The organism is Agromyces sp. Marseille-Q5079 (assembly GCF_051016555.1).
GTDB lineage: Bacteria > Actinomycetota > Actinomycetes > Actinomycetales > Microbacteriaceae > Agromyces.
In genome coordinates this window covers 406,708-430,356 of sequence record NZ_JBPEJF010000002.1, presented here as the reverse complement: position 1 = coordinate 430,356, position 23,649 = coordinate 406,708, and the positions used below count along the sequence as shown (strand labels likewise).

Sequence of the window (23,649 nt, the reverse complement as noted above, 5' to 3'; positions counted from 1 at the left end):
GCGGTCGGTGCCGCAGAAGGGGTCAGGCGAACTCTAGGCCGAGGCCGGGCTGTCCGGTGGTGTGCACGCGGCATCCGTCGACCTCGACCGGCGAGGGGGAGGCCAGCGCGCCGAGCGCCTCGAAGGAGGCGTCTTCGACGGCCTCGACGAGGTGATCGCCGGGCAGCGCGAGCGCGAGCTGCGCCGAGAGCTCGAGCAGCAGGTGCGGGGCGAGGTCGACGCCGCTCGAGGCCGCCAGCGAGGCGATCTCGAGGAACGGCGTGATGCCGCCCACGCGCACGATGTTCGGCTGCACGAGGTCGACTGCGCCGGCGTCGATGAACTCGGCGAACCGGTAGCGCGTGTGCAGGTTCTCACCGAGGGCGATCGGCACGTCGATGCGCGCGTGCAGGGCGACGTGCCCGGCGAGGTCGTCGGCGCGCAACGGCTCCTCGATCCAGGTGAGGTCGAACGCCGACAGCTCGCCGACGGCGCGCTCGGCCCGCTCGAGGCTCCATCGCTGGTTGGCGTCGATCATGAGGCCGCGGTCGGGGCCGAGCACGTCGCGCACGGCGCGGATGCGGGCGACGTCATCGCCGAGGTCGGGGCTGCCGACCTTGACCTTCACGGCCTCGAATCCGGCGTCGACCCAGCGCTCGGCCTGCGCCACGAGCTCGGGCAGCGGGTAGTGCAGGTTCACGCCGCTGCCGTAGACGGTCGCGGTCTCGTGCCGGCGTCCGAGGTGGTCGGTGATGCCGATGCCCGCGCGGCGCGCGGCGAGGTCCCAGAGCGCGAGGTCGAGGCCCGCCATCGCGATCGTCGTGATGCCGCCGCTGCCGCCCTCGTGCAGGTGCGCCCAGAGCGGATGCCACAGGGTCGCCGCATCGGCGTCGCGCCCGAGTGCGAACGCGGCGATGTCGTTCGCCAGGTGCGCCTCGACGGCGGCGGCGCCGATCGACGGAGTCCACGAGAAGCCGCGGCCCTGCGCGCCGTCGGCGTCCTCGACGACGACCTCGATGAGCGAGAGGTCGCGCACGTCGGGCCCCCACGGGCGGCTGAGCGGCACGCGGATGCGCCGAGTCGAGAGGCTCCGGATCGCCGCGGTCACCGGGCCGGCACCGCCTCGGCGCTCGCCGCGGCATCCGCACCGGAGCCGCCGCCGAGCTGCTCGGCGAGCTCGAGCCCGCGGTCGAGGATCGCCCCGAGGCGCGCCTCCTGCTCGGGCGTCGGGTCGACGAGCGGGGGCCGCACGGAGCCGACGGGCAGGCCGCGCAGACGCAGGCCCGCCTTGATGAGCGAGACGCCGAAGCCCGGCGTCTCGTCGCGCAGGTTCACGAGCGGCCGGTAGAACTCGGCGAGCAGCGTCATGCGGGTCGCCTCGTCGCCGTCGGTGTAGGCGCGGTAGTGCAGCGCGCCCAGCTCGGGGATCATCGCGAACGCCGCCGACGAGTACAGCGGGATGCCGATGCCGCGGTAGGCGCCCTGGCTGAGCTCGGCCGTGAGCAGGCCGTTGAAGAACGCGAAGTCGCGGCCGGTGGCCTCGGCGGCGAGCACGATCTCCTGTGCGAGGCCGATGTCGCCCGTGCCGTCCTTGAAGCCCACGACCTTCGGGTTCGCGGCGAGCCGGGTGATGGCGTCGGCCGTGTAGCGCGCGGTACCGCGGTGGTACACGATCACGGGCAGGTCGGATGCCGCGGCGACCGCCTCGACCCAGGCGACGAGTCCGGCGGTGGTGCCCGAGACGAGGTACGGCGGGAGGAGCAGCAGGCCGTCGGCGCCGGCGGCCTCGGCGCCGCGTGCGAGCTCGATCGCGTGGCCGAGCGGACCGCCCGCGCCGGCGATGACGGGCACGCGACCGGCGACCGTGTCGACCGTGGTGCGCACGACGTCGACGGCCTCGCCGGCGGAGAGCGCGTGGAACTCGCCGGTTCCGCAGGCCGGGAACACGCCGCCGGGGCCGAACGGCAGCCGCGAGGCCACGTGCTCGGCGAGCAGGTCGTGGTCGGGCGCGCCGTCGGCGTCGAAGGGCGTGACCGGGAAGAAGAGCACGCCGTCGAACGCGGGTGCGGCGAGTGGCGTGGTGCCGGATGGAGCGGCGGTGGTCGTGGTCATCGGGCCCTCGTTTCGAGTCGGTCGGAATGCGCGGGGTCGGAGGCGGCGGGGTCGGAGCCGGTGAGGTCGGATGCCGCGAGCACGCGCTCGAGCGCCGCCGGGTCGAGTTCGGTGCGCCAGGTGCGTTCGGGGCGCCAGCCGAGCAGGCGTTCGGCCTTGTCGATCGCGAACACGGGACGGCCGTGGCCGAGCGCGTCGGCCGCCTCGCCGAGGGCGGGGGCGAAGTCGCGCCAGAGATCGGCCACATGGTGCACGGCGAGGGCGTCGGCTGCGCCCACGAAGAAGCCCTCGCCGTCGACGAGCTCGGCGGGTGCGGCGAGCCAGGCGTCGACGAAGGCGGCGGCGTCGCGGGCGTCGAGGTAGTTGAACAGGCTCACGGCCGCGAGCGCGGGGTCGGCGAGGCGCTGCTCGAGCGTGTGGCCCTGCTGGGTCGGGGCGCCCGCCCATTCCTCGGGGGAGATCACGTAGCAGGGGCGGAAGAAGCCGAACGCGCCGGGGGACGTGCGCGCGAACATCTGCACGGTCTCCTCGATCACGAGCTTCGAGAGCGCGTAGGCGTTGGCCGGCTCGGGGGGAGTGGTCTCGTCGAGCGGCAGCCGACCGGCCCGCCACGTGGGCGCGCTGTAGCCGAGCACGGTCGGGCTGCTCGCGGCGAGCACGCGGCCGACCCCGACGTCGACGGCGGCGGCCAGCACGGTGTGCACGAGCGCGGTGTTCGTCATGAGGATGCGGCGTTCGGGAGCGCTGAACGGCACGGCGATGCCGGCGAGGTGCACGACGGCGTCGGGGCGCACCTCGTCGAAGAGCGCCCGCGTCGCGAGGGCGTCGATGAGGTCGACCGTGCGCTCGTCGACCCCGGCGAGGCCGGCGCTCACCCGGTCGACCCCGATGACACGGTGACCGGATGCCGCGAGCCCGACGGCCACGCTGCGCCCGAGGCGTCCGGCCGAGCCGGTGACGAGAACCCGCATGTCGCTCCTTCGCTGGGATGCTGAGGCCGGGTGGCCGTGGATGCGGTTGGGAAACCGCTTTCTGGTCGCTACCATAGGTCACGACTGAGGCCGCCGACAACTCCCGCTTCCGTTCGGGGAATCGGTTTCTCGCATCGGCGGGGAGCGACGCGGAGCCGCGGTCGCGAACGAGAGGATCCACATGGGCCAGCGCAGCCGGGCGACCACGATCGCCGACGTCGCCGCGCACGCGGGCGTCTCGCAGGCGTCCGTCTCACGCGTGCTCAACGGGCGGGCGAGCGTCGATCCTGAGATCGTGCGTCGCGTGCAGGCCTCGATCGCCGAGCTCGACTACCGCCCGAGCCCCACGGCCCGCAGCCTCGTGAACGGGCGCAACAACACCGTCGCGATGGTCGTGCCCGACCTCGAGAACCCGCTCTTCCAGGGCATCCTCAAGGGGCTGAGCCTCGCCGCCGCTCGCGACGGCTACCGCGTGCTCGTCGCCGACACGGCCGAGAACGTCGACGACGAGGAGGCCGTCGCCGTCGAGGCCCGCCAGCGCTGCGACGCGCTCGTGCTCTGCGCTCCGCGCATGCCCGAGGCGAGGCTCCGCGCCCTCGTCGACGCGGTCTCGCCCGTGGTCGTCGTGAACCGACCGCTGCCGGGCGCCGACGTGCCCGTCGTCGGCGTCGACTACGTGCGCGGCATCCGCGATCTCGTCGACCACCTGCACGACCTCGGCCATCGCCGCATCGCCTACGTCAGCGGTCCGCCGACGAGCGCCTCGAATGCCGAGCGCCGGCGCGGCGTCGCCGAGGCGCTCGCCGCGCACCCCGACGTGCGCATCGACGAGGTGCCAGGCGGCTCGCGCCTCGACGACGGCTACGCGGCATCCGACGCGGTGCTCGCCGCCCATCGCGACGGCTGCACCGCCGTCATCGCCTTCAACGACCTCGTCGCCCTCGGCCTCATGACCCGCTTGCACGAGCTCGGCGTCGAGGTGCCGCGCGACCTCTCCATCGCCGGATTCGACGACGTGCCCATGGCCGGGTTCGCGACGCCCCGCCTCACGAGCATGTCGGTGCCGCGCGGCGAGATCGGCGGGCAGGTCTGGCTCCGGCTGCGCACCCTCATCGACGGCGGGCCGGTCGAGCACTCGGTGCTCTACAGCCCCAGGCTCGAGGCGCGCGGCAGTACGGCGGCCATCGGCGAACGCGCGACCGCGCTCGCCGGAGGCGTCGCATGATCGCGGATGCCGCGACGGATGCCGCGAGCCCGGCGTCGCCCGGGGTCGCGGCGTTCGATGCCCCTGCGTCCGAGGCGCCTGCGTCCGAGACATCCGCCGTCGATCGGGCGGTCAAGCGCGCCCGCGTGCTCGACCTGCTCAAACGCCGGGGTGCGGCGTCGATCGTGCTGCGTTCGCACACGGCCGTGTCGTGGTACCTCGACGGCGCCCGCACGCACGTGTCGCTCGCCGGCGACCCGGTGGCCGCGGTCGTCGTGCACCGCGACGGCGACGAGCTGCGCGTGTTCGCGAACGAGGCCGACCGGCTGCTCGACGAGGAGCTGCCCTCGCGTGAACGCCTCGACGTCGTGCGCGTGCCGTGGCACGAGGTGCTCGCCGCACCCGGCATCGCCGAGCTCGACGAGGCCGACGCGGCGGTCGATCTGCGCGCCGCCCGCGCGAGCCTGCTGCCCGGGGAGCTCGGGCGCTACCGCACGCTCTGCCGCGAGGTCGCCGAGGCGCTGACGGATGCCGCGACCGACGCCGGTCCGACGGTCATCGAGCGGCAACTCGCCGCCCGTCTCGCCGGGGAGCTCGCCGCGCGCGGCATCGACCCGCTCGTGACCCTCGTGGCCTCGCGATCGCGGCTCGCGCACCGGCATCCGCTGCCCACCGACGCCGCGATCGGCGACCGCGCGATGCTCGTGGTCTGCGGGCGGCGGCACGGGCTCATCGCGAACGCGACGAGGTGGGTGCGGTTCGGTGCGGCCGACGTGGGGGAGGCCGACGCGATGCGGCGCATCCTCGACGTCGAGGCCGATGTGCTCGCGGCGACCCGGCCCGGCGCGACGCTCGGCGACGTGTTCGATGCCGGTGTCGCGGCCTACGCGCGCCACGGCTTCGACGCCGAGGAGTGGCGGCGCCATCACCAGGGCGGTGCGGCCGGATACGCGGGGCGCGATCCTCGCGCCGTACCCGGCATCGTCGACCTCGTGCACGAGGGGCAGGCCTTCGCCTGGAACCCGACGGCGCCGGGGGCGAAGGTCGAGGACACGGTGCTCGTCGGGGAGCGTGGCGTCGAGGTGCTCACGGTCGACCCGCGCTGGCCGACGGTCTCGGTCGCGGGGGTGGCGCGGCCGGTCGAGCTCGACGCCGGCTGAGGCAATCGGGCGGGTCCCGCTTCGGGCGGGCCGAGCGCTCGTCTCACCCCGGCGAAGAGGCGCCCTCTTCGACCGCGTGCCGAAGCCACCTGCTGCCGGGACCCTCCGTTCGGGCCTCGTCGTCGGGGTTGAACAGCACGCACCGTCCGAGCGAGAGACAGCCGCAGCCGATGCATCCGTCGAGGTCGGTCTGCAGCGCCTGCAACTCGCGTACGCGGGCGGCGAGCAGCTCGGCCCACTCGACGCTCATCGCCCGCCATTCCCGCTGGTTGGGAGCGCGGTGGGTGGGCAGCTCCGCCATGGCGAGGCGGATCTCCTCCAACGAGAGGCCCACTCGCTGTCCGGCGGCGATGACCGCCAGGCGCCGCAGTGTGTGCCGCGGAAACCGGCGCCGCCCACCCGGTTCGCGCACCGCGGCGACCAGGCCCCGTTCCTCGTAGTACCGGAGTGTCGGCACCGTGAGGCCCGAGCGCGCGGCCGTCTCGCCGATGGACAGCAATTCGTTCGGAGCGATCGGGGGCACGCGCCCATTCTCGATGCGACCGGGCTTGACCTCAAGCCCACTTGAGCATGCAGGCTGGCCGATGCCGTCACCGAACGAAGGGCCCTCCCATGACGATCTGGACCTGCGCCACCTGCGCGATCGAGCACTCGGACACCGCAACCCCACCCGCGTCCTGCGCCATCTGCTCCGACGACCGCCAGTTCGTTCCGGCGAGCGGGCAGCAGTGGACGACCCGCGAGGAACTGGCCCGCCGGGGCGTTCGCGTCACCACCTTCGAGATCGAGCCCGGGCTCCACGGCATCACGACGGAACCGGAACTCGGCATCGGGCAGCGCGGGCTGCTCGTGCAGACCGAAGCGGGCAACCTGCTCTTCGAGCCTCCGGGGTTCATCGACGACGCCGGAGTGGACGCCGTGCGCCGTCTCGGCGGCGTCGCCGCGATCGCGTCCAGTCATCCGCACCTGACCGGGTCGTCCATCCAGTGGAGCCACGCGTTCGACCGGGCTCCGGTCTACGTCGCGCAGAAGGACGCAGCGTGGATCAGGCGACCCGACGCCGCCATCAGGCTCTGGCAGGACCGCGTCGAACTGCTCCCCGGGCTGGTGATGCTCGAATGCGGCGGCCATTTCGCGGGCAGCAGCGTCGTGCACTGGCCGACCGGAGCCGAGGGCCGAGGGGTGCTCCTGACCGGCGACACGATCGCGATCGGAGCCGACCGCGCATCGGTTCAACGTCATGCGCAGCTTCGTGAACAACATCCCGCTCCCGGAGCGGGCAGTTCGGCGCATCATGGACACGGTGCTGGCGCTGGAGTTCGATCGCCTCTATGGCGCGTTCGGCGAGCTGCCCGCGCAGGCGCACGACATCACCGAGCGCTCCCTGCTCCGCTACATCGGATGGCTCCGCGACGAGATCCCGGAATGACCCGAATCCACGGCTTGCCCGGGCTCACCGCCTGGCGAACGTCGTCGCGAGGCATCCGCCTATCGGGTGTCCTGCGAGGAGCCGATGGCCTCCTGGATCGTCCGGATGGTCGTGCCGAGGACGCCGGATGCCAGGAGCCCGGCGCCGAGGGGGCCGGCCGAGTCCTCGCCGAGAGGAGGCAACTGCCGCAACGCGGATCTCGTCTCGTCGGTCATGTGCTCGAGCTGCCACGCGATCTCCTCGTGGATGGCGTCGGGCCGATCGGGGGCGGCTGATCCGGCCGCCTTCGCTGCGTATGCGGCCGCCCCCAACGCGTGGGCGCCCATGTGGGCGACACCGGCCGCCTGCGCGGCGGCGCGGGCGGCGGCCACCGCTGCGGGCGAGCTCACGGCGTGCGCGGCGCGACCGGCGACGAAGCGGCGGCGGATCTCACCGGCGGCGTCGAGCTCACCGCGAGCGAAGGCCCGGGCGCGAGCGATCGCATCACGGGGCCGAGCGTCGTCCGGAGCCTCCGCCTCGAACACGGCGAGGACCCGCTCCGCGCAGTCCGCGGCCCACATCGCGACCTCGCGGCGATCGATTTCGCTCAGCGACTGCGGAGAGGGCATGCCAGCAGCCTCCCACACGGGCGCTGCGGCCGGCTCAGCGCGGGCGGTGCAGCCATGCCAGCATGGCTGCATGACGAAGGTGACGGTCCGCCGGATGACGCCCGCGGAGTTCGACCACTGGCAGGCCACGCTCGCAGAGGACTACGCGCGCGAGCAGGTCGCTGCCGGCCGATGGCCGGAGGACGGGGCGGTGCAACGGGCGCGCGAGGAGAACGAGCAGTTGCTGCCCGACGGGCTGGCGACCGCGCGAACGCTGATCCTTCGAGGCATCGATGCCGACGGCGACCCGGTCGGTGTGGCGTGGGTGGCCCTCGACCACCCGCGTGGTGCACCGGACGTCGCATTCCTCTACGACATCGAGGTCATCCCGGCCCGGCGCGGGCACGGACTCGGGCGAGCTCTCCTCGCGGCGGTCGAGGATGCCGCCGAGGAGGCGGGCGCGGCCGCCCTGGAGCTGAACGTCTTCGGAGGCAACCGCGCGGCCGTCGCCCTCTACGGCTCATCCGGCTACGAGGTCGTCACGCAGCAGATGCGGAAGGCGCTCTGAGCGAGCTGGCTGCAGCAGGTCCCCGAGGAGGACCTGGTCGGGTCGACGGCGTCAGTCGTGAGGTGGGCGACGCAGCCGCTTGACGTCGGTGCGCCGCTTCTTCGCGTCCAGGCGCCGTTCCTTGGAACCACGGCTGGGCCTCGTCGCTCGTCGCGACGGTGACGGCGGCCGAAGGGCGTCGGCCACGACGGCGGCGAGCCGGGCGCGCGCGGCATCCCTGTTGCGCAGCTGTGCGCGATGCTCGGATGCCGCGATCGTCAGGACTCCGTCGACGAGGCGACCGCTCAGGCGCTCGAGGAGTCGCTCCCTCTGGAGCGGAGAGAGGACGGCCGAGCCTGCGACATCCCACACGAGCTCCGCTCGGGAGTCGGCCGTGTTCACGCCTTGCCCACCGGGACCCGACGACCGCGAGAACCGCCAGGACAGCTCGGACTCGGGGATCGTGAGTCCGGCGTCGATCCTGAGACCGGGACGGTGGGCGGCGGGCATGGTTCCATCATCCTCGTACGCTCGCAAGGATCTGCCTCCGTTCGTCGGAAGATTCCGGGGTGCCGCTGCGTTGTCGCTGTGCATGGGTTGGAATCGTTCGAGATCGAGGCGCTCGTCGACGATCGCGGAGCCGGTTGCTCTGCCTCACCGCAGGGATCACTGCATGGCTTCGCCCGCCATCACGCCTACGGTGGTGGCATGGGAACGGATTGCGCGACGTGCGACACGGCACTGGTGCGAAGCGCGGGCACTCCGCCGCATGATGTCGACGTCGGGAAGACGACCGAGGCGCTCAGGGGGCGCGTCGAGAGTGGACGCATGCGGTACCTGCGGGGCGATGTGCCCCTCGAGGACATGCTCGCCCTTGCCGAGTCCGACATGAAGTACACGATCGTGAGCTTCCTGGCCTGCGAGGAGTGCGGGCGGACCCGGTTCTGGGGCCTCTGCATCCGGGGCGCGCCGTCCTACAAGGTCGTCGAAGCGGATGCGCCCACGACGTGGCCCTGGGATGCGGTTCCGTCTCGGGAACGCTGGGCATAGATCGTGAACCCGGCGTCAGCCGTGCGCCGGTGGCACCGAAGTTCGCATCACGGTCTTGCTCTTGCCGATGTGACGCTCGAACGTGAATCCCGCCTTCTCGAACATGGCCCTCGTGCCGTTGTGGAGGAACGAGGACGACGTCTTCTTGCCCGGGACGAGCTCGTTCGGGAACGAGACCACCTCGCCTCCGCCGGCCTGCGCGATCAGCTCGAGCGCGCCATCCAGCGCTTCGCGTGCCACCCCTGAACGTCGGTGGTCGCGGTCGACGAAGAAGCAGGTGATGCGCCACGGCGCGGGCGTGGTCTCGCCGGCGTCGTACTGCTTGCGGTGGTAGATGTTCGGCAGTTCGACGGGGCTGCCGTACTCGCACCACGCGATCGCATCGTCGCCGTCGAAGACGAGCGCGGCGTGCGCGACGCCCTCCGCCACGAGTCGTTGCTTGAAGGTCGGCCGGTCGTACTCCTCCTTGACGGTGTGTTCCGTGTCGTCGTGGAAGTACGAGCAGTAGCACCCGCCCCAGACGCCGTTGTGCTTCTGCGCGAGCGCCAGCCACGCCGGGAAGGTCTCGGGAGTGAGCGGCTTGATCACGTGCGACGTCGTCGTCACGCCCATCTCACTCGCCCCGGTCATGCTCGGCCACGCCCTCGTCGTCGTGTTCGTGAGCTTCGCCTGGTGAGATCGGCAACCCGCACCGACGGCAGTATTCGGCCTTGAGCTCGTCGAAGCGATTGTGCGTGACGTGATGTTCGTGATTCTCGTGATGCTCTGGTTCGGTCATGTCGCTCCCGTGCATCGGTGTCGTCTCAGCCGATTCTCGCCGTGTGCGCCCCGGGGGTCAACCGCCGGAACTCGCGCTGACGACGAAGCACGACGGCGTCGAACTGCTCGACGGCGGGCGGGCCGTTCAGGTCACGAACCGGTGACCGCGGGGGTGCGTGCGCGGCGTTGCGGGTCGGGTTCGAAGCGGAGCGTCGCGATGGAGCCGCCGGGGTTGCGGCGCATGAGGTAGACGAAGAGCAGGGCGATGATCACGAAGCGAGCGAGCATGCCGGGGATCCCGGCCTCGGGGCCGTAGGAGCCGCCCGTGAGGATGTCGGGTCCGGCATCCTCGGTGGAGAGGAAGCCCGGTACGGTGTGTCCGCTGATCGGGAATCCGAGGAGGCCCTGGGAGACGTTCCAGGAGAAGTGCAATGCGATCGGCAGCCAGATGCTGCGGGTGGCGAGGAACGCGATGCCGTAGATGACGCCGCCGAGCCCTGTTCCGACCGCGGAGACCCAGCTCGCGCCCTCGTTGCCCAGGTGCGCGGCCCCGAAATACGCGCCGGTCGCCAGGACCGCGATCCAACGACCATAGGTCACCAGGTCGAGTGCCGCCGCGATCCCGCTGAGCAGCGCGACCCGGTAGATGAGCTCCTCGAGGATCGCCGCGATGATCAGTTGGCCGAGCACGTCGTTCAGCAGGCTGTTCCAGGTGATCTCGCACAGCCTATTTCGGCGTCGGCGCGTTCGCGGGTCGATCCCTGCGTGCGGTCTGCCTCGGGCCGGACCACGACTCGAGTTCTCGGAGGCATTCGTCGCCTCGAGCAGTGAGTCGGACCGCTCTGCTGTCCGGCCTGCGGACGATCCAGTCCTGCGATTCCATGGCCGAGAGGATCTGGGCGCCGAGCTGGCCGGCGACGTGAGGACGTCGGCCGGTCCAGTCGAGGCATCCTCTCGCCCAGGGGCGTGGACCGGATGGCGGTCGGATGCGCAACGCATCCACGATCGGGCCGGACGGGAACGGATCGGCGGGATGCAGCGTCGCTCCGACCTGCAGGCCGTCCGCGATCCCTGCCCTTCCCAGCAGGTCCGTGATCCGCAGGCCGAGGTCTCCGGCGAGATGGTCGTAACAGGTGCGCCCGGCGCGCAACTCCTCGGATACTCGGTGCTGGCGGAGGGAACGCACCTCGGTGAGCGGCGAGATCGTCTGGAGCGCTTCGACGGCGTGCGAGACCTCGCTGCCGGCGAGGCGGAAGAACCGGTTCCGGCCTCGGTTCTCGACGATCAGAATCCCCGCATCGAGCAGGACCCGCAGATGTTCACTGGCCGTGGATGCGGAGATCCCGGCGATGCGCGCCAACTCGCCAGCCGGGACTGCGCGATCGCCGAGGAGCGCGGACACGATCCGGCCGCGTGCGGGGTCTCCCAGCGCACGGGCCGGCACGGAGATGTCCGGCTCGCCCATCATCGCTTCGCAGTCATGCCGAGGGCACTCCTGGCGGCCGCGACGTCGTCGACGAGCAGGACCTTGCGGTTGTCATGGTCGCTGTACTGCCCCGAGAGCACGACACCCGCCGCCGTGAGCCGCCCCATCATGCGCCCGAGTGCACCGGGCACGTCGGCGTCGAGGTCAGCGATGACGACCTCCCGAGCAGCGACGGGTCCGAGACCGGCTCCGGTCAGTGCGGCGGTGGCGGCTTCTGCATCGGCGACGAGGTAGTGCGCGACTCCCGACCACATGCCGCCGCCTTCCAGCCCGACGCCTGCCGCGCCGAGCGTCCGACCGATCCGGGCCAGCGAGTCCGCTCCCTCGGGCGCTGGCACCTCGATGTCGAACATCACAGCACCGTGATCTCGGGCTCGAGCGTGACCGGCGTCGCGAGACTGTTGGCGATGTAGCACTGCTCGTGAGCCTTCCGAAGGAGACGCCCCACACGTTCCTCGGTCGCACCCTGCGCCACGATCGCAGGCCGCAGGATGATCTCGGTGAGTCGTACGGGGCGCACGTCGTCGGGCATCACCGCTTCGGCCTCGTCGCGGTACTCCAGAATCTCGACGCCGGCATGAGCTGCCACCGCGAGGAACGACAACAGCTGACACGAGCTCGCCGCCGCGACGACCAACTGCTCCGGGTTCGGCAACGCATCATCTCCGCGGAACGCGGCGGCGGCGCTCAGCGTCAGCGTCTCACCCGCGACTGCGACGTCATGTCGCCGGCTGTAGCTCTCGTAATCCTCGGTCCGGCCGACCCAATGCAATGCGCTCGTGTAGGTGTGCGTGGTCATGGCTCCACGCTAGAACGGGAATGCTTCGGCAGGTGCCGAAGTATCACCGGTATCGGCCCTCGCCCTGCTTCCGACGACGCAGTACGGCGAGCGGTGAAGGGGGTGCCTCGCAAGACTCCGCTATTGCAAGGTTGTTCGATCTGGAGGTGACCGCGAGGGCCGGGGAGCTGATGCTCGCCCGGCCCTCGATGATCTCGTCGCTTACTGGATGGCGACGAAGACCTTGTCGGCGATCATGCCCGGACGTACGGCGATGACGCCGTCGGCGGGACTCGGGACCTGGATGGCTGCGTTGCCGGCTGCCGAGGCACCGGTGTAGAGGGTGCTCATCGAGTCGATCGCGTCCGGCGCGACGACCATCTTGTCCAGGCCATCGACGGTCACACCGTCGGCGGTGACGTACTCGAGGCCGACGAACGCAGGCATCTGGCCGTCAGCATCGTCACCGGTGTACGTGGCGGTGTAGTTGATGACGATGTACTCGGTGCCCGCGTCGGGGGCCTCGTTGAACTGGTTGGCGGCGAGGACGGCGTCGGTAGCGCCGGGCGTGACGGAGTTGACGACGACCGTCCAGTCGTCACCTTCGATGGTCGAGCCGATCGCGGCGGGATTCTCGCGCGTGCCGACCTCGGCAGCGGGCTCCTCCTCGGCCACGGGCGCCTCACCCTCTTCGACGATCGAGGTGTCGTCACCGGAGGCGATTTCGACGTCGGTACTGCCGAACGCGTTGGTGAACGACGTCGCGACAACCGTGGAGAACACGATGATTCCGACGATGGTGCCGATGACCGACACGACGATCGCGGTGAAGCCCTGCCACTTGGCCTTGCCCTTGAGGCAAACGGCGATGATGGCGAGCGTGAATGCGATCGGCAGGAGGACCCAGCCGAGGATGAGCGCACCGGGCACGCACGCGAAGATGAAGCCGACAGCAGCGAGGGCCAGTGCGACGATGCCCAGCACGTTGCGCGACTTCTTCTCCTGCGCGGGCGTGAGGCCGGACTGGTCTGCGGGCTGCTGCGGCTGATCCGCCGCAGGGGGAGTCGGCTGCAGGTGGACGGGCTGCTGAGTGTCGGTCATGTTTGCTCTTTTCGGTGATGCGCGGATGACGGCGGGCCGCGTTGGTCGGTGAAACGAGCTGACAGATCAATACAAAGGCCGCGTGAACTGACTCGCGATGCCGTGTGGCCAGGCGACGACGCCTATCGGTCTGCATGTTCGTTGAATGAGATTCTATCACGTTGCTATATGACTCCTATGGAATACTTATCGCGATGTTATGACCAGCCTCTGGTACGGTCGGTCCATGCCACGCCCTTATGGAGACCCAGTCGAGATCGTCACCGAGCCGATCCCCGCGCAATCCCCGTTCATCCCCGAGAATGCGAGGATCGTCGTCGGCGAGGTCGCTCCGGCTTCGCCTGACCCCATCCCGATCGTCCTGCTGCCCGGCTACGAGTACCGGATGCGGGAGTGGCGCCATCCGAGCACCCACGAGATCCACTGGCAGCTCGAGCGGCGAAAGGCCAGCCAGCTCGGCGAGACCGACGAGTAGCCCGGATCGCGAGTCGACCGGTGACCTGACGTCCGCTCAGGCATCCGCTGACGGCCGTCCGATGAGCGACCGGTTCACGGACGGTTTCATCCGCGAACGCGATCGGCGCCGGTCCGTCGTCTCCCCAGTGGCGCGGCGCCGAATCGCGGGTCTCACGCGCTGCGGGCTCCGGACACGTCATAATCGACGCATGTCCTCCTCCGGTGAACGCCGCTCCAATCCGACTGCCTGGGCCGCGTTCTGGTTCGCGCTGGCCGGCCTCGTGCTCATGCCCATCCCGCTGTTCATCGGGCTGATCCTCGGCGGCGGTCTCTCGATCGTCGCGGCGGTCCTCGCCGTGATCGCCCTCCTCAAGGGGCTCTCGCGCAGCGGCAAGGGCATCGCGCCCGTCGTGTTCGCCGCGATCTTCATCGCGCTCACATGGGCCGGCATCTCGGCCGGCGGCGGCATCGTCTGGTAGTCGACCGCCGGTGGCGCTCTGCTCGTCGACGGCCCGTGGCCGCCCGACGCGCGGAGCGCCCATCCTCGTCGACCGCGTTCCCGGAAGACGCACCCGGTCGAGGTGCCCTGAATGGACAGCGCAGCCGGGCGCGGGCGGGCGCGGGCGCCAGCGGTAGCGGCATCCGTCGGGGTCGCGCCGCGGCTGGCGGAACAGGGCCCGCCGTGTAGGCTGGGATAACGCTTTCCCGCCATGCGGGGAAGAACCACCAGACCGCCGGATCGATGATGACCGAAGGAGACCGATGTCCGACATCCGCATCGACGAGGCCGAAGACCGCCTGCTGATCCGCGGTGGCGAGGCGGTGCTCGCCGAGTACGTGTTCCGGCCGACCGACGTTCGCCTCGAGTCGCCGCGTCCGTACTTCAGCCCGATCCGCACGCTGGGCGGCGAGGTCGTCTCGCTGTTCCGACCGCACGACCACGTCTGGCACAAGGGCATCGCGTGGTCGCTGCCGGTCGTCGGCGACGAGAACTTCTGGGGCGGTCCGACCTTCGTGCGCGGCGAGGGCTACGTGCAGCTGCCGAACAACGGCGAGCAGCGGCACCGCGAGTTCGACGCGGCATCCGATACCGAGGCGCCACGAGCGGATGCCGCGGCATCCGCTCGTCGCGTCGAGCGCCTCGACTGGGTGACCGAGGCCGGCGAGCACGTCTTCGAGGAGGAGCGGACGATCGCGGCGACGACGCTGGCCGACGACGCCTGGCTGCTCGGCTTCGCGACCCGCCTCCGCAACGTGAGCGAACGTGCGATCCCGATCGGCTCGCCCACGACCCGCGGTCGCGAGAACGCCGGCTACGGCGGACTCTTCTGGCGCGGCCCCCGCTCGTTCACGAACGGCACCGTGCTGGCGCCGGGGGTCGCGGGCGGCGATGAGCTGCGTGGCATCCGCTCGCCCTGGATGGGCTTCAGCGGGCGTCACGACGGCACCGGCACGGCGTCGACCGTCGTCATGGTCGACGATGCGGCGAACGTCCAGCATCCGCCGCAGTGGTTCGCCCGCGCCGAGGACTTCGCGTGCCTCTGCCCGGCGCCGTTCTTCAGCGAGGAGCACGTCGTGGAGCCGGGGCAGGCGCTCGCGCTGCGCTACGGCGTCGTGATCGCCGACGGTGCGAGCGACCCCGAGCGAGCCGAACGGCTGGCCGCGGCCGGCGCGGTGGCCCTCGCGGCTGCCCTCGACGGGGCGCTCGGCGGCGCATGAGCGGCGGTCGACGGTTCCCCGGCGCGACCTCGGTCAGCCGGCTCGAGGCCTACACGGATGCCGCGCCCGATGGGCTCGCGGGCGGCACCCCGCACCTGCACACCGTGTCGAGCGAGGCGTACCTCGTGGTCGCCGGCTCCGGCGTGCTGCAGACCGTCGACGGCTCGGGCTTCGCCGAACACCCGCTGGAGCCCGGCGCGCTCGTCTGGTTCGAGCCGGGTGTCATCCACCGCGCGGTGAACCGCGGCGGCCTCGACGTGCGCGTGATCATGGCGAACGCGGGGCTCCCCGAGGCGGGCGACGCGGTCATGACGTTTCCCGATGACGTGCTCGCCGACGCGGAGGCGTATCGCGCCGCCGCGACCCTGCCGGGTGCCGATCGGCCCGCCGCCGAACGACGGGTCGCGGCGTCGGCGCGCCGCGACCTCGCCGTGCGCGGGTTCCTCGAGCTCTTCGACGGCGGCGTGCTCGACGCCGCGCACCTGGATCGCGACCGCCTCGATCGCCTCTACGCCCGTGCCGTCGCACTCGTCGCGGCGCGGGCGAGCGACTGGCGGGCGCTGTGGCAGCAGGGCGCGCTCGCCGAGGCGACCGTGACCGGCGCGCGCCTCGACGCGCTGGAGGACGGCCGCGACCCCGGCCTCGCCGCGGCGCGCGTGAGCGCCGCCGGGCCCGAGCCAGCGAGCCTCGGCATGTGCGGCGTCCTCGACCGATACGACCTCGACCCCCGCCCCGCGGAAGGAACCCGATGACCGAGACCTCGACAGCCCCGACTCCGCTCCGCGCGGCCCTCGTCGGCACGGGCGCGATCGCCGATGCCCACGCCGCGGCCCTCGCCGCCTCACCCGACGCCGAGCTCGTGGCCGTGACCGATCGCGACCCGGCGCACGCCCGGCGCTTCGCCGACCGATGGAACGTGCCGCGCGTCGACGACTCGCTGGCCGAACTGCTCGAGCGCCGCGGCGTCGACGTGCTGCACGTGCTCACCCCGCCCGGCGTGCATGCCGAGCAGGCGATCGCCGCGCTCGACGCCGGCCTGCACGTGGTGTGCGAGAAGCCCGCGGCCCTCAGCCTCGACGAGCTCGACGCGATGACGGATGCCGCGGCCCGCAACGACCGCCGCCTCGCGGTGGTGTTCCAGCAGCGCACCGGCACGGCCCCCGCGCACGTGCGCGACCTGCTGCACTCGGGTGCGCTGGGGCGCCCGCTCGTGGCGACCTGCAACACGCTCTGGTATCGCGACCCGGCGTACTTCGCGGTGCCGTGGCGCGGCAAGTGGGCCACCGAGGGCGGCGGACCGACGCTCGGCCTCGGCATCCACCAGATCGACCTGCTCGCCTGGCTGCTGGGCGACTGGACCAGCGTGCAGGGCCAGCTCTGGCGTCTCGACCGCGAGACCCAGATGGAGGACGTCTCGACCGCGGTCGTGACGTTCGAGGGCGGCGTCGTGGCATCCGTCGTCACGAGCGCGCTCTCGCCAAGGCAGACGAGCTCGATCCGCATCGACACCGAGCTCGCGACGATCACGGTCGACCACCTCTACGGGCACGCCCACGAGCACTGGCGCATCACGCCGGCCCCGGATGTCGCGCCCGAGGTGCAGGCGGCCTGGGCGCTGCCCGAGGTCGAGGAGGGCAGCGGCCACGACCCGCTCGTGCGCGACATCTACGCCGCGCTGCGCTCGGGCGGCCCGCTCCCGTCGACCGCGACCGAGGTCGCGCGCTCGTTCGAGATCGTCACGGCCATCTACTCATCGGCCACGAGCGGGCGGGTCGTCACCCCAGAGACCCTCCGCGCGGATGCCGCGCACCGCCGCAGCCTCGAGAGCCCGGTGGTCGACCTGCGCACGGCGTGACGGACGCGATGGACGCGATGGCCGACAGCGAAGGCCCGCCCGCGGCATCCGGAGCGGTCGACGACGCGATCTTCCACGATCCGGTCTTCGACGGCGCGACCGACCCGACCGTGATCCGCCACCGCGGAACGGGGGAGTGGTGGATGTTCTACACCCAGCGCCGGGCGACGGTCGACGAGCCGGGCGTCGCCTGGGTGCACGGCAGTCGCGTCGGCGTCGCGCGCTCGCACGACGGCCTCGCCTGGCGATACGCGGGCACGGTCGAAGGACTCGAAGCGGAGGCCCCGCGCGAGACGCACTGGGCGCCCGAGGTGATCGACGACGGCGAGCGGTACCGCATGTACCTCACGGTCATCGACGGCGTGTTCGCCGACTGGGACCACCCGCGCCGCATCGTCGAGTACGTGAGCGACGACCTCGAGCACTGGCGGCGGTTGGGGGAGCTGCCGTTGAGCTCGGATCGCGTGATCGACGCGTGCGTGGCGCACTGCCCCGACGGCCGGTGGCGGCTCTGGGTCAAGGACGAGGCCGACGAGTCCACGACCTGGTCGGCCGTGAGCGACGACCTCGCCGAGTGGCGCGTCGAGGGTCGCGCGGTCGGCGGGCGCCCGCACGAGGGCGCGAACGTCTTCGAGCTCGGCGGCTGGTGGTGGATGCTCGTCGACGAGTGGCGCGGCATGGGCGTGCACCGCTCGCCGGACGCTCGGGCGTGGCAGCGGCAGGGCGGCCCCGACGACGTGATCCTCGGGGAGCCCGGGCGACGCGGGGGCGACGGCACGTTCGGCCGACACGGCGACGTCGTGGTCGACGGCGACCGCGGCGTTCTGTTCTACTTCACGCATCCGCACTGGGATGGCAGCGAGCTGGGCTCGAGCGATGCGCCCGCCGCACGCGCGAGCGCCGTCTTCGCGGCGGAGCTCCGCGTCGAGCATGGCAGGCTGGTATGCGACCGCGACGCGCCGGTCTCGGCCCTGCCCGAGGCCTGAGCGAGGTCTGGGCCTGACCTGAACACGGCCTCTTCCGATCGGCCGATTCGTCGACTGATCGGGGATTCTCGCGAACAGGCGCCGGCTGCGGCATCCGTCGACGATTACGAATTGAAACGATTTTGCGATTTCGGTTGACCGCTCGCGATCGCTCGGTTACATTTGGGCAAGCGCTTTCCCGTAGGCACGGCGAGCGCGGCAGGCACCAAGAAGAGACACTGACGTTTCCGGGAGGACAACGATGTTCAACATTCGCACGCGACGCACGGCGCTCGCCGCGGCGGCACTGACCGCGAGCGCGGCACTCGTGCTCACGGGGTGCTCCGGTGGTGGGGCCGAGACGGCCGCCACCTACGACCCCGACGAGAAGGTCACGCTCGACCTCGCCTTCTGGGGCAACGACGTGCGCGCCGATCTGTACAAGACGGCCATCGCGTCGTTCAACGAGGAATACCCGAACATCACGGTGAACACCTCGTTCCTCGGCTTCCCCGAGTTCTGGGAGAAGCGCCAGACCGAAGCGGCCGGCGGCGGTCTGCCCGACGTCATGCAGTTCGACTACTCGTACCTGCGCCAGTACTCCGAGAACGGCCTCCTGCTCGACCTGAACCCGTACCTCGGCAACATCATCGACACCGAGCCGCTCGCGCAGAACATCCTCGACATCGGCGTGGTCGGCGACGAGACCACCGGCATCCCGACCTCCACGAACGCGTGGGGCCTCTACACGAACCCGAAGCTCCTCGAAGAGGTCGGTGTCGACGACTTCGCCGGCGGCGACTGGGAGGACTACGACGCCTGGATGAAGGACGTCACCGACGCGGCGACCGCCAAGGGCGTCGAACTCTGGGGCGGCACCGACTGGACCGGCCGCATCCAGAATTTCGAGGTGCAGCAGCGCGCCCAGGGTGAGGACCTCTTCACCGAAGACGGCGAGCCGAACTTCACCGAAGACGACCTGAAGGCGTTCTGGGAGCAGGGCGACACCATCCGCACCGACGGCACGGTCATCGACCAGCAGCGCCTCGAAGAGGTCTACCCGCTCTCGGGCTTCGACTCGGCACTCACCGCGAGCGAGCTCACGTGGGACAACTTCGGCGCCGGCTACCTGGGCAACCTGGGCACGGACTTCACCGAGCTCGACCTGCTCGCCCCGCCGGTCACCGAGGAGGGCGCGAAGGACCTCTACCTCAAGCCCTCGATGCTGCACGCGATCTCGGCGAAGACCGAGCACCCCGAGGCGGCCGCCACCCTGGTGAACTTCCTCGTCAACAGCCCCGAGTCGGGTGCCGCGTTCGGCACCAACCGCGGCCTGCCGGCCTCGACGACCGCGCTCGAGGGCGCGGACCTCGACCCGCTGAGCCAGCAGATCGCCGACTACGAGACCTCCATCGCCGACCGTCTCGGCGACGCCCCGCCCGTGCCGATCGTCGGCTACGGCACCCTCGAGGAGAAGTTCCGTCAGATCGGCCAGGAGCTCGGCTACGGCACGCTCACGGTCGACGACGCGGTCTCGCAGTTCTTCGGCGAGATGGACGTCGTCCTGAACCAGTAGTCGGCGCTCGCGCCGCAACTCCGGGCGGGGAAGGCAGCCCCCGCCCGGAGTCCCTTCGGGAGAGATCGGAGTTCCACGTGACCACCACCCAGTCCATCGTGACGGCGGGAGCCGACACGAAGGCCATGCGCCGAGAGTTGCGCCGCGCTGAACGCGGCGGGCCCTCGATGAGTCCTGGCCGACGTCGTGCCGCCAGGCGCGAATCGATCGCCGGGTACGGGTTCCTCGTGCCGTGGCTCATCGGGTTCCTCGGGCTCACGCTCGGGCCGATGATCTACTCCCTCTACCTCGCGTTCACGAAGTACAACCTGTTCAAGGACCCCGAGTGGGTCGGGTTCGACAACTTCGTGCGCATGTTCACCGACGACCCGCAGTACCTGCAGTCGGTGCAGATCACCCTGATCTACGTGCTCGTCGGCACGCCGATCAAGCTCGCCGCGGCGCTCGGCATCGCGATGCTGCTGAACTACCGCAACAAGGGGTCGGGCTTCTTCCGCTCCTCGTTCTACGCGCCGTCGCTCATCGGCGCCTCGGTCTCCGTCGCCATCGTGTGGCGGGCCATGTTCTCCACCGACGGCCCCGTCGACAACAGCCTGAGCTTCTTCGGCATCGAGCTCGGCGGATGGGTGGGCAACGTCGCCCTCGTCGTGCCGATGATGATCCTGCTCGCGGTCTGGCAGTTCGGCGCCCCGATGGTGATCTTCCTCGCCGGGCTCAAGCAGATCCCGCAGGAGCTCTACGAGGCCGCCGAGGTCGACGGCGCGGGCCCGGTGCGCAAGTTCCGCTCGGTCACGATCCCGATGCTCTCGAGCGTGATCTTCTTCAACCTGCTGCTCGAGCTCATCAACGCGTTCCAGATCTTCGCGTCGGCGTACATCATCTCGAACGGCTCCGGCGGACCCGCCGGCATGACCAACTACTACACCGTGTACCTCTACAAGCGCGGCTTCGCCGACCTGCAGATGGGGTACGCCTCGGCGATGGCCTGGGTGCTGGTGATCGTGGTCGCGATCATCGCCTTCATCCTCTTCAAGACGTCGACGCGCTGGGTGCACTACGCAGGAGAGAACCGATGAGCACGATCGAAGTCCCCAGGGCCGAGTTCCTCGAGATCTCCACGGAACCGGCTCCGCAACGCCGACGTCGCATCAAGCGCAAGACGGTCAACACGATCATCTGGATGGTCGTGCTGCTCGCGCTCACCGCGATCGTGCTCTACCCGCTCGTGTGGATGCTGTTCGCCACCTTCAAGCCGTCGAGCGAGTTCGGCCAGAACCCCGGCCTGATGCCCGACAACCCGACGGTCGACAACTACGTCAAGGTCGTCGAGGGCATCGCCGGAACACCGCTCTGGCGGTTCTTCGCGAACTCGCTGTTCATCGCGGTGATGGCCGTGATCGGCACCCTGTTCTCGTCGGCGCTGGCGGCGTACGCGTTCGCCCGCATCAAGTTCCGCGGAGTCGGGCTGCTGTTCGCGGCGATGATCGGAACGCTGCTCCTGCCGTTCCACGTGATCATCATTCCGCAGTACATCATGTTCAACAAGCTCGAGCTGGTCGACACGTACTGGCCCCTGATCCTGCCGAAGTTCCTCGCGACCGAGGCGTTCTTCGTGTTCCTGATCGTGCAGTTCATCCGCAACATCCCGCGCGACATGGACGAGGCCGCTCGCATCGACGGCGCCGGACACATCCGCATCTTCTTCTCGATCATCCTCCCGCTCATCAAGCCGGCCCTGATCACCTCGGCGATCTTCACGTTCATCTGGACGTGGAACGACTTCCTCGGCCCACTCCTCTACATCAACACGCCGGAGGAGTACCCGCTGCCCATCGCGCTGAAGCTCTACAACGACCAGACCTCGACCTCCGACTACGGCGCGACCATGGCCGTGTCGTTCCTCGCGCTGCTGCCGATCCTGATCTTCTTCATCGTGTTCCAGCGGTTCCTCGTCGACGGCGTCGCCACCCAGGGACTGAAGGGCTAGGTTCCGGATGTCGCGAGCAGCCGAACGTGCCGCCCGTCACGCCGCGGCGACGGGCAGTGGTCCCACGCACGACGACGCAGCCGGGCAGGCCCGGTTCCCGGGCGCGAAGAGCGCGTTCGGACTGCTCGGCGAGGTGCTCGTCATCGGCGTGCTGATCGCGGTCGTGTCGCTGCCGATCATCACGCTGCCGGCGGCCCTGGCTGCGGGCGTACGGCACCTCCGTCGATTCCTGACGGCCGAGGACTCCGGGCTCGGGTGGTTCTGGCGCGATGTCCGCGCGGCGCTGCTCGGCGGAACCGCGGTCGGCGCGGCATCCGCCGTCGTCGCGCTCATCCTCGTGCTCGACATCGACCTCGCCGGCTCGGGCGCCCTGCCCGGCGGGCCGCTCATCGCGGTCGTCGGCTGGGTCGGTCTCGCTGCGCTCGTGCTCGCCCTGTTCACGGCATCCGGTGGCTGGACGCCCGAGACCGGCTGGATCGCGGCGCTGAAGGGCGTGCCGGTTGTACTGCGCGACGACCTCGCCGGTGCTGCGTACCTGCTCGCGACCGCGGTCTTCGCCGGGGTCGTCACGTGGCAGCTGTTCCCGCTCGTCATCCCGGCGCTCGGCTGCATCGCCCTCGCGATCGTGGCCGTGCCCGAGCGCCCGCGGCGCCGGCACGGCGACCTCGACGACGACGCCCTGCGCGCGGACCTCGACGCATGACCGCAGCGCGGCCGCTGCCCGACTGGGCGCGCGAGGCGAGCCTCGGCTTCTTCGTGCACTGGGGCGCGTACTCGGTGCCGGCCTGGGCCGAGCCGTCGGGTGCGCTCGGCACGGTGCCCGACGACGAGTGGTTCGCGCACAACGCGTACGCCGAGTGGTACGCCAACACGATCCGCATCGAGGGCTCGCCCGCCGCCGAGCACCACGCCCGTGAGTTCGGCGGTGCGCCCTACGACGCACTGCTCGACGCGTGGCGGGCCGAGGCGTACGACCCCGCCGACTGGGCGCGGCTGTTCCGCTCGGTCGGCGCCGACTACGTCGTGCCCACCACGAAGCACCACGACGGCATCGCACTCTGGGACGCACCCGGCTCCGGCGACCTCACGACCGTCGCCCGCGGGCCCCGTCGCGACCTCATCGGCCCGCTCGCCGAGGCCGTGCGCGCCGAGGGCATCCGGTTCGGCGTGTACTACTCGGGTGGCCTCGACTGGGCGTTCGCCGGAGGCCCGCCGCACCGCTCGAGCGCAGACATCGAGCTCCAGCGCCCGAAGGACGCCGACTACAACGACTACGCGTTCGCGCACGTCGTCGACCTCATCGAGCGGTATGCGCCCGACATGATCTGGAACGACATCGACTGGCCCGATGCGGGCAAGCGGCCGGGGCCGCGCGCGATCGAGGCGCTGCTCGCCCGCTATCGCGAGGCCGTGCCCGACGGCGTGGTCGACGACCGCTGGGGCGCCCCCGTCGGCGACTACGCCACGAGCGAGTACGCGCACGACACCGACCACGAGACCGGTACCGGGTGGGAGCACTGCCGCGGCCTCGGCTTCTCGTTCGGCTACAACCGCGTCGAGGACGAGTCGCTCACGCTGAGCCCGCGCGAGCTCGCCCGCCTCTACGCCGACGTCGTCTCGCGCGGCGGGCGCCTGATGCTGAACGTCGGACCCTCCGCAGCGGGGGAGATCCCGCCGGTGCAGCGCCGAACCCTCGAGGGCGTCGCGCCGTGGATGACCGCGATCAAGCCGCACACGCTCGGGCGTCGCCCGCTCGATCCGGGTGCGGTCGAGGTGGCGGATGCCGCGTGGTGGCGCGCGTGGGCCACGCCCGACGGCGTCGTGGTCATCGCAGACGGGCCCGCGGCATCTGCTCGGGTGCTCGACGGCCGCCCGGCGACCGTGGTGGCGCTGCCGGACTGATGCCGCGCGCGTCCCGGCGCCCGCGA

General features: G+C 71.0%; 29 protein-coding genes. 16 read left to right on the top strand and 13 right to left on the bottom strand.

Translation table 11 applies throughout. The annotated features are described in order from the left end of the window. Positions 1-22: 22 nt before the first annotated feature. The 3 genes from ACR3IO_RS05725 to ACR3IO_RS05715 are packed head-to-tail and all read right to left on the bottom strand — an operon-like array spanning position 23 to position 3,062. Complete coding sequence (locus ACR3IO_RS05725; RefSeq protein WP_434070207.1) at positions 23-1,087, bottom strand: mandelate racemase/muconate lactonizing enzyme family protein; 1,065 nt, start codon at positions 1,085-1,087, stop codon at positions 23-25. Next, the gene (locus tag ACR3IO_RS05720; protein WP_434070206.1) at positions 1,084-2,091 is read right to left on the bottom strand and encodes a 5-dehydro-4-deoxyglucarate dehydratase; all 1,008 of its coding nucleotides are present in this window, start codon (positions 2,089-2,091) and stop codon (positions 1,084-1,086) included. Before ACR3IO_RS05720 ends, ACR3IO_RS05725 begins: the two co-directional genes overlap by 4 nt. Next, the gene (locus ACR3IO_RS05715; RefSeq protein WP_434070205.1) at positions 2,088-3,062 is read right to left on the bottom strand and encodes an NAD-dependent epimerase/dehydratase family protein; all 975 of its coding nucleotides are present in this window, start codon (positions 3,060-3,062) and stop codon (positions 2,088-2,090) included. Before ACR3IO_RS05715 ends, ACR3IO_RS05720 begins: the two co-directional genes overlap by 4 nt. A 181-nt stretch (positions 3,063-3,243) precedes the next feature. Here ACR3IO_RS05715 and ACR3IO_RS05710 point away from each other — a divergent pair, with 181 nt between their 5' ends. Next, entirely contained in the window at positions 3,244-4,287 is a 1,044-nt protein-coding gene (locus ACR3IO_RS05710) for a LacI family DNA-binding transcriptional regulator (RefSeq protein WP_434070204.1), read from the top strand. Beyond that, positions 4,284-5,426, top strand: a complete 1,143-nt coding sequence (locus ACR3IO_RS05705; protein ID WP_434070203.1) for a M24 family metallopeptidase — start codon at positions 4,284-4,286, stop codon at positions 5,424-5,426. The genes ACR3IO_RS05710 and ACR3IO_RS05705 overlap by 4 nt, the downstream gene beginning before the upstream one ends. A gap of 43 nt (positions 5,427-5,469) precedes the next feature. Here ACR3IO_RS05705 and soxR read toward each other — a convergent pair whose 3' ends face one another. Further along, entirely contained in the window at positions 5,470-5,949 is a 480-nt protein-coding gene (gene soxR / locus ACR3IO_RS05700; RefSeq protein ID WP_434070202.1) for a redox-sensitive transcriptional activator SoxR, read from the bottom strand. Between the two features lie 717 nt (positions 5,950-6,666). On the opposite strand from soxR, the gene ACR3IO_RS05695 reads away from it, so the two are divergent. Next, positions 6,667-6,855, top strand: a complete 189-nt coding sequence (locus tag ACR3IO_RS05695) for a hypothetical protein (protein ID WP_434070201.1) — start codon at positions 6,667-6,669, stop codon at positions 6,853-6,855. A gap of 59 nt (positions 6,856-6,914) precedes the next feature. Here the strand turns inward: ACR3IO_RS05695 and ACR3IO_RS05690 are convergent, their stop codons facing one another. Next, the gene (locus tag ACR3IO_RS05690) at positions 6,915-7,463 is read right to left on the bottom strand and encodes a putative immunity protein (protein ID WP_434070200.1); all 549 of its coding nucleotides are present in this window, start codon (positions 7,461-7,463) and stop codon (positions 6,915-6,917) included. Between the two features lie 70 nt (positions 7,464-7,533). Here ACR3IO_RS05690 and ACR3IO_RS05685 point away from each other — a divergent pair, with 70 nt between their 5' ends. Then, positions 7,534-8,010, top strand: coding sequence for an N-acetyltransferase family protein (locus ACR3IO_RS05685; RefSeq protein WP_434070199.1), 477 nt, complete (start codon positions 7,534-7,536; stop codon positions 8,008-8,010). Positions 8,011-8,061: 51 nt separating this feature from the next. Here the strand turns inward: ACR3IO_RS05685 and arfB are convergent, their stop codons facing one another. After that, complete coding sequence (gene arfB, locus ACR3IO_RS05680; protein WP_434070198.1) at positions 8,062-8,499, bottom strand: alternative ribosome rescue aminoacyl-tRNA hydrolase ArfB; 438 nt, start codon at positions 8,497-8,499, stop codon at positions 8,062-8,064. 318 nt (positions 8,500-8,817) lie between these two features. On the opposite strand from arfB, the gene ACR3IO_RS05675 reads away from it, so the two are divergent. Continuing rightward, positions 8,818-9,039, top strand: coding sequence for a hypothetical protein (locus ACR3IO_RS05675; RefSeq protein WP_434070197.1), 222 nt, complete (start codon positions 8,818-8,820; stop codon positions 9,037-9,039). Between the two features lie 15 nt (positions 9,040-9,054). Here ACR3IO_RS05675 and ACR3IO_RS05670 read toward each other — a convergent pair whose 3' ends face one another. The 7 genes from ACR3IO_RS05670 to ACR3IO_RS05640 form a co-directional block, all read right to left on the bottom strand. Continuing rightward, positions 9,055-9,669 carry a GNAT family N-acetyltransferase gene (locus ACR3IO_RS05670; protein ID WP_434070196.1) on the bottom strand — a complete coding sequence of 205 codons (615 nt, stop codon included), beginning with the start codon at positions 9,667-9,669 and terminating at the stop codon, positions 9,055-9,057. Further along, positions 9,653-9,817: a hypothetical protein gene (locus ACR3IO_RS05665; RefSeq protein ID WP_434070195.1), complete on the bottom strand. Its 165-nt coding sequence runs from the start codon at positions 9,815-9,817 to the stop codon at positions 9,653-9,655. The genes ACR3IO_RS05670 and ACR3IO_RS05665 overlap by 17 nt, the downstream gene beginning before the upstream one ends. Positions 9,818-9,948: 131 nt before the next feature. Then, on the bottom strand, positions 9,949-10,488 hold the full coding sequence (locus tag ACR3IO_RS05660) for a lysostaphin resistance A-like protein (protein ID WP_434070194.1): 540 nt from the start codon (positions 10,486-10,488) through the stop codon (positions 9,949-9,951). Positions 10,489-10,525: 37 nt separating this feature from the next. Beyond that, a complete protein-coding gene (locus ACR3IO_RS05655) occupies positions 10,526-11,263 on the bottom strand; it encodes an ArsR/SmtB family transcription factor (RefSeq protein ID WP_434070193.1) in 738 nt (245 codons plus the stop codon). Further along, on the bottom strand, positions 11,263-11,637 hold the full coding sequence (locus ACR3IO_RS05650) for a hypothetical protein (RefSeq protein WP_434070192.1): 375 nt from the start codon (positions 11,635-11,637) through the stop codon (positions 11,263-11,265). Before ACR3IO_RS05650 ends, ACR3IO_RS05655 begins: the two co-directional genes overlap by 1 nt. After that, complete coding sequence (locus tag ACR3IO_RS05645; protein ID WP_434070191.1) at positions 11,637-12,083, bottom strand: OsmC family protein; 447 nt, start codon at positions 12,081-12,083, stop codon at positions 11,637-11,639. The genes ACR3IO_RS05650 and ACR3IO_RS05645 overlap by 1 nt, the downstream gene beginning before the upstream one ends. Before the next feature lie 201 nt (positions 12,084-12,284). Further along, positions 12,285-13,163 carry a DUF308 domain-containing protein gene (locus ACR3IO_RS05640; RefSeq protein WP_434070190.1) on the bottom strand — a complete coding sequence of 293 codons (879 nt, stop codon included), beginning with the start codon at positions 13,161-13,163 and terminating at the stop codon, positions 12,285-12,287. Between the two features lie 226 nt (positions 13,164-13,389). On the opposite strand from ACR3IO_RS05640, the gene ACR3IO_RS05635 reads away from it, so the two are divergent. From ACR3IO_RS05635 to ACR3IO_RS05585, 11 genes are all read left to right on the top strand, one after another. Beyond that, complete coding sequence (locus ACR3IO_RS05635) at positions 13,390-13,638, top strand: hypothetical protein (protein ID WP_434070189.1); 249 nt, start codon at positions 13,390-13,392, stop codon at positions 13,636-13,638. 190 nt (positions 13,639-13,828) lie between these two features. Beyond that, complete coding sequence (locus ACR3IO_RS05630; protein ID WP_434070188.1) at positions 13,829-14,098, top strand: hypothetical protein; 270 nt, start codon at positions 13,829-13,831, stop codon at positions 14,096-14,098. A gap of 283 nt (positions 14,099-14,381) precedes the next feature. Beyond that, a complete protein-coding gene (locus ACR3IO_RS05625) occupies positions 14,382-15,338 on the top strand; it encodes a PmoA family protein (RefSeq protein WP_434070187.1) in 957 nt (318 codons plus the stop codon). After that, positions 15,335-16,090, top strand: coding sequence for a cupin domain-containing protein (locus ACR3IO_RS05620; RefSeq protein WP_434070186.1), 756 nt, complete (start codon positions 15,335-15,337; stop codon positions 16,088-16,090). The genes ACR3IO_RS05625 and ACR3IO_RS05620 overlap by 4 nt, the downstream gene beginning before the upstream one ends. Then, entirely contained in the window at positions 16,087-17,193 is a 1,107-nt protein-coding gene (locus ACR3IO_RS05615; RefSeq protein WP_434070185.1) for a Gfo/Idh/MocA family protein, read from the top strand. Before ACR3IO_RS05620 ends, ACR3IO_RS05615 begins: the two co-directional genes overlap by 4 nt. 17 nt (positions 17,194-17,210) lie before the next feature. After that, complete coding sequence (locus ACR3IO_RS05610) at positions 17,211-18,179, top strand: family 43 glycosylhydrolase (RefSeq protein ID WP_434070184.1); 969 nt, start codon at positions 17,211-17,213, stop codon at positions 18,177-18,179. A 241-nt stretch (positions 18,180-18,420) separates the two neighbouring features. Further along, a complete protein-coding gene (locus tag ACR3IO_RS05605; RefSeq protein WP_434070183.1) occupies positions 18,421-19,734 on the top strand; it encodes an ABC transporter substrate-binding protein in 1,314 nt (437 codons plus the stop codon). A 167-nt stretch (positions 19,735-19,901) separates the two neighbouring features. After that, positions 19,902-20,810, top strand: a complete 909-nt coding sequence (locus ACR3IO_RS05600; protein WP_354244592.1) for a carbohydrate ABC transporter permease — start codon at positions 19,902-19,904, stop codon at positions 20,808-20,810. Beyond that, complete coding sequence (locus ACR3IO_RS05595) at positions 20,807-21,721, top strand: carbohydrate ABC transporter permease (protein WP_434070182.1); 915 nt, start codon at positions 20,807-20,809, stop codon at positions 21,719-21,721. Before ACR3IO_RS05600 ends, ACR3IO_RS05595 begins: the two co-directional genes overlap by 4 nt. A gap of 7 nt (positions 21,722-21,728) precedes the next feature. Next, positions 21,729-22,424 carry a hypothetical protein gene (locus tag ACR3IO_RS05590; protein WP_434070181.1) on the top strand — a complete coding sequence of 232 codons (696 nt, stop codon included), beginning with the start codon at positions 21,729-21,731 and terminating at the stop codon, positions 22,422-22,424. Beyond that, positions 22,421-23,623 carry an alpha-L-fucosidase gene (locus ACR3IO_RS05585; protein WP_434070180.1) on the top strand — a complete coding sequence of 401 codons (1,203 nt, stop codon included), beginning with the start codon at positions 22,421-22,423 and terminating at the stop codon, positions 23,621-23,623. The genes ACR3IO_RS05590 and ACR3IO_RS05585 overlap by 4 nt, the downstream gene beginning before the upstream one ends. The last annotated feature ends 26 nt before the right edge of the window (positions 23,624-23,649 follow it).

Excerpts from the sequence above, each read along its gene's own strand:
- ACR3IO_RS05590 (WP_434070181.1), top strand. The coding sequence starts at position 21,729 with ATGTCGCGAGCAGCCGAACGTGCCGCCCGTCACGCCGCGGCGACGGGC.
- ACR3IO_RS05585 (WP_434070180.1), top strand. The coding sequence starts at position 22,421 with ATGACCGCAGCGCGGCCGCTGCCCGACTGGGCGCGCGAGGCGAGCCTC.
- ACR3IO_RS05715 (WP_434070205.1), bottom strand. The coding sequence starts at position 3,062 with ATGCGGGTTCTCGTCACCGGCTCGGCCGGACGCCTCGGGCGCAGCGTG.
- ACR3IO_RS05645 (WP_434070191.1), bottom strand. The coding sequence starts at position 12,083 with ATGACCACGCACACCTACACGAGCGCATTGCATTGGGTCGGCCGGACC.
- ACR3IO_RS05620 (WP_434070186.1), top strand. The coding sequence starts at position 15,335 with ATGAGCGGCGGTCGACGGTTCCCCGGCGCGACCTCGGTCAGCCGGCTC.
- ACR3IO_RS05710 (WP_434070204.1), top strand. The coding sequence starts at position 3,244 with ATGGGCCAGCGCAGCCGGGCGACCACGATCGCCGACGTCGCCGCGCAC.
- ACR3IO_RS05655 (WP_434070193.1), bottom strand. The coding sequence starts at position 11,263 with ATGGGCGAGCCGGACATCTCCGTGCCGGCCCGTGCGCTGGGAGACCCC.
- ACR3IO_RS05630 (WP_434070188.1), top strand. The coding sequence starts at position 13,829 with ATGTCCTCCTCCGGTGAACGCCGCTCCAATCCGACTGCCTGGGCCGCG.
- ACR3IO_RS05595 (WP_434070182.1), top strand. The coding sequence starts at position 20,807 with ATGAGCACGATCGAAGTCCCCAGGGCCGAGTTCCTCGAGATCTCCACG.
- ACR3IO_RS05640 (WP_434070190.1), bottom strand. The coding sequence starts at position 13,163 with ATGACCGACACTCAGCAGCCCGTCCACCTGCAGCCGACTCCCCCTGCG.
- ACR3IO_RS05695 (WP_434070201.1), top strand. The coding sequence starts at position 6,667 with ATGCGCAGCTTCGTGAACAACATCCCGCTCCCGGAGCGGGCAGTTCGG.
- ACR3IO_RS05685 (WP_434070199.1), top strand. The coding sequence starts at position 7,534 with ATGACGAAGGTGACGGTCCGCCGGATGACGCCCGCGGAGTTCGACCAC.
- ACR3IO_RS05605 (WP_434070183.1), top strand. The coding sequence starts at position 18,421 with ATGTTCAACATTCGCACGCGACGCACGGCGCTCGCCGCGGCGGCACTG.
- ACR3IO_RS05690 (WP_434070200.1), bottom strand. The coding sequence starts at position 7,463 with ATGCCCTCTCCGCAGTCGCTGAGCGAAATCGATCGCCGCGAGGTCGCG.
- ACR3IO_RS05675 (WP_434070197.1), top strand. The coding sequence starts at position 8,818 with ATGCGGTACCTGCGGGGCGATGTGCCCCTCGAGGACATGCTCGCCCTT.
- ACR3IO_RS05650 (WP_434070192.1), bottom strand. The coding sequence starts at position 11,637 with ATGTTCGACATCGAGGTGCCAGCGCCCGAGGGAGCGGACTCGCTGGCC.
- ACR3IO_RS05670 (WP_434070196.1), bottom strand. The coding sequence starts at position 9,669 with ATGACCGGGGCGAGTGAGATGGGCGTGACGACGACGTCGCACGTGATC.
- ACR3IO_RS05625 (WP_434070187.1), top strand. The coding sequence starts at position 14,382 with ATGTCCGACATCCGCATCGACGAGGCCGAAGACCGCCTGCTGATCCGC.
- ACR3IO_RS05720 (WP_434070206.1), bottom strand. The coding sequence starts at position 2,091 with ATGACCACGACCACCGCCGCTCCATCCGGCACCACGCCACTCGCCGCA.
- ACR3IO_RS05665 (WP_434070195.1), bottom strand. The coding sequence starts at position 9,817 with ATGACCGAACCAGAGCATCACGAGAATCACGAACATCACGTCACGCAC.
- ACR3IO_RS05615 (WP_434070185.1), top strand. The coding sequence starts at position 16,087 with ATGACCGAGACCTCGACAGCCCCGACTCCGCTCCGCGCGGCCCTCGTC.
- ACR3IO_RS05635 (WP_434070189.1), top strand. The coding sequence starts at position 13,390 with ATGCCACGCCCTTATGGAGACCCAGTCGAGATCGTCACCGAGCCGATC.
- ACR3IO_RS05610 (WP_434070184.1), top strand. The coding sequence starts at position 17,211 with ATGGCCGACAGCGAAGGCCCGCCCGCGGCATCCGGAGCGGTCGACGAC.
- ACR3IO_RS05705 (WP_434070203.1), top strand. The coding sequence starts at position 4,284 with ATGATCGCGGATGCCGCGACGGATGCCGCGAGCCCGGCGTCGCCCGGG.
- arfB (WP_434070198.1), bottom strand. The coding sequence starts at position 8,499 with ATGCCCGCCGCCCACCGTCCCGGTCTCAGGATCGACGCCGGACTCACG.
- ACR3IO_RS05600 (WP_354244592.1), top strand. The coding sequence starts at position 19,902 with ATGAGTCCTGGCCGACGTCGTGCCGCCAGGCGCGAATCGATCGCCGGG.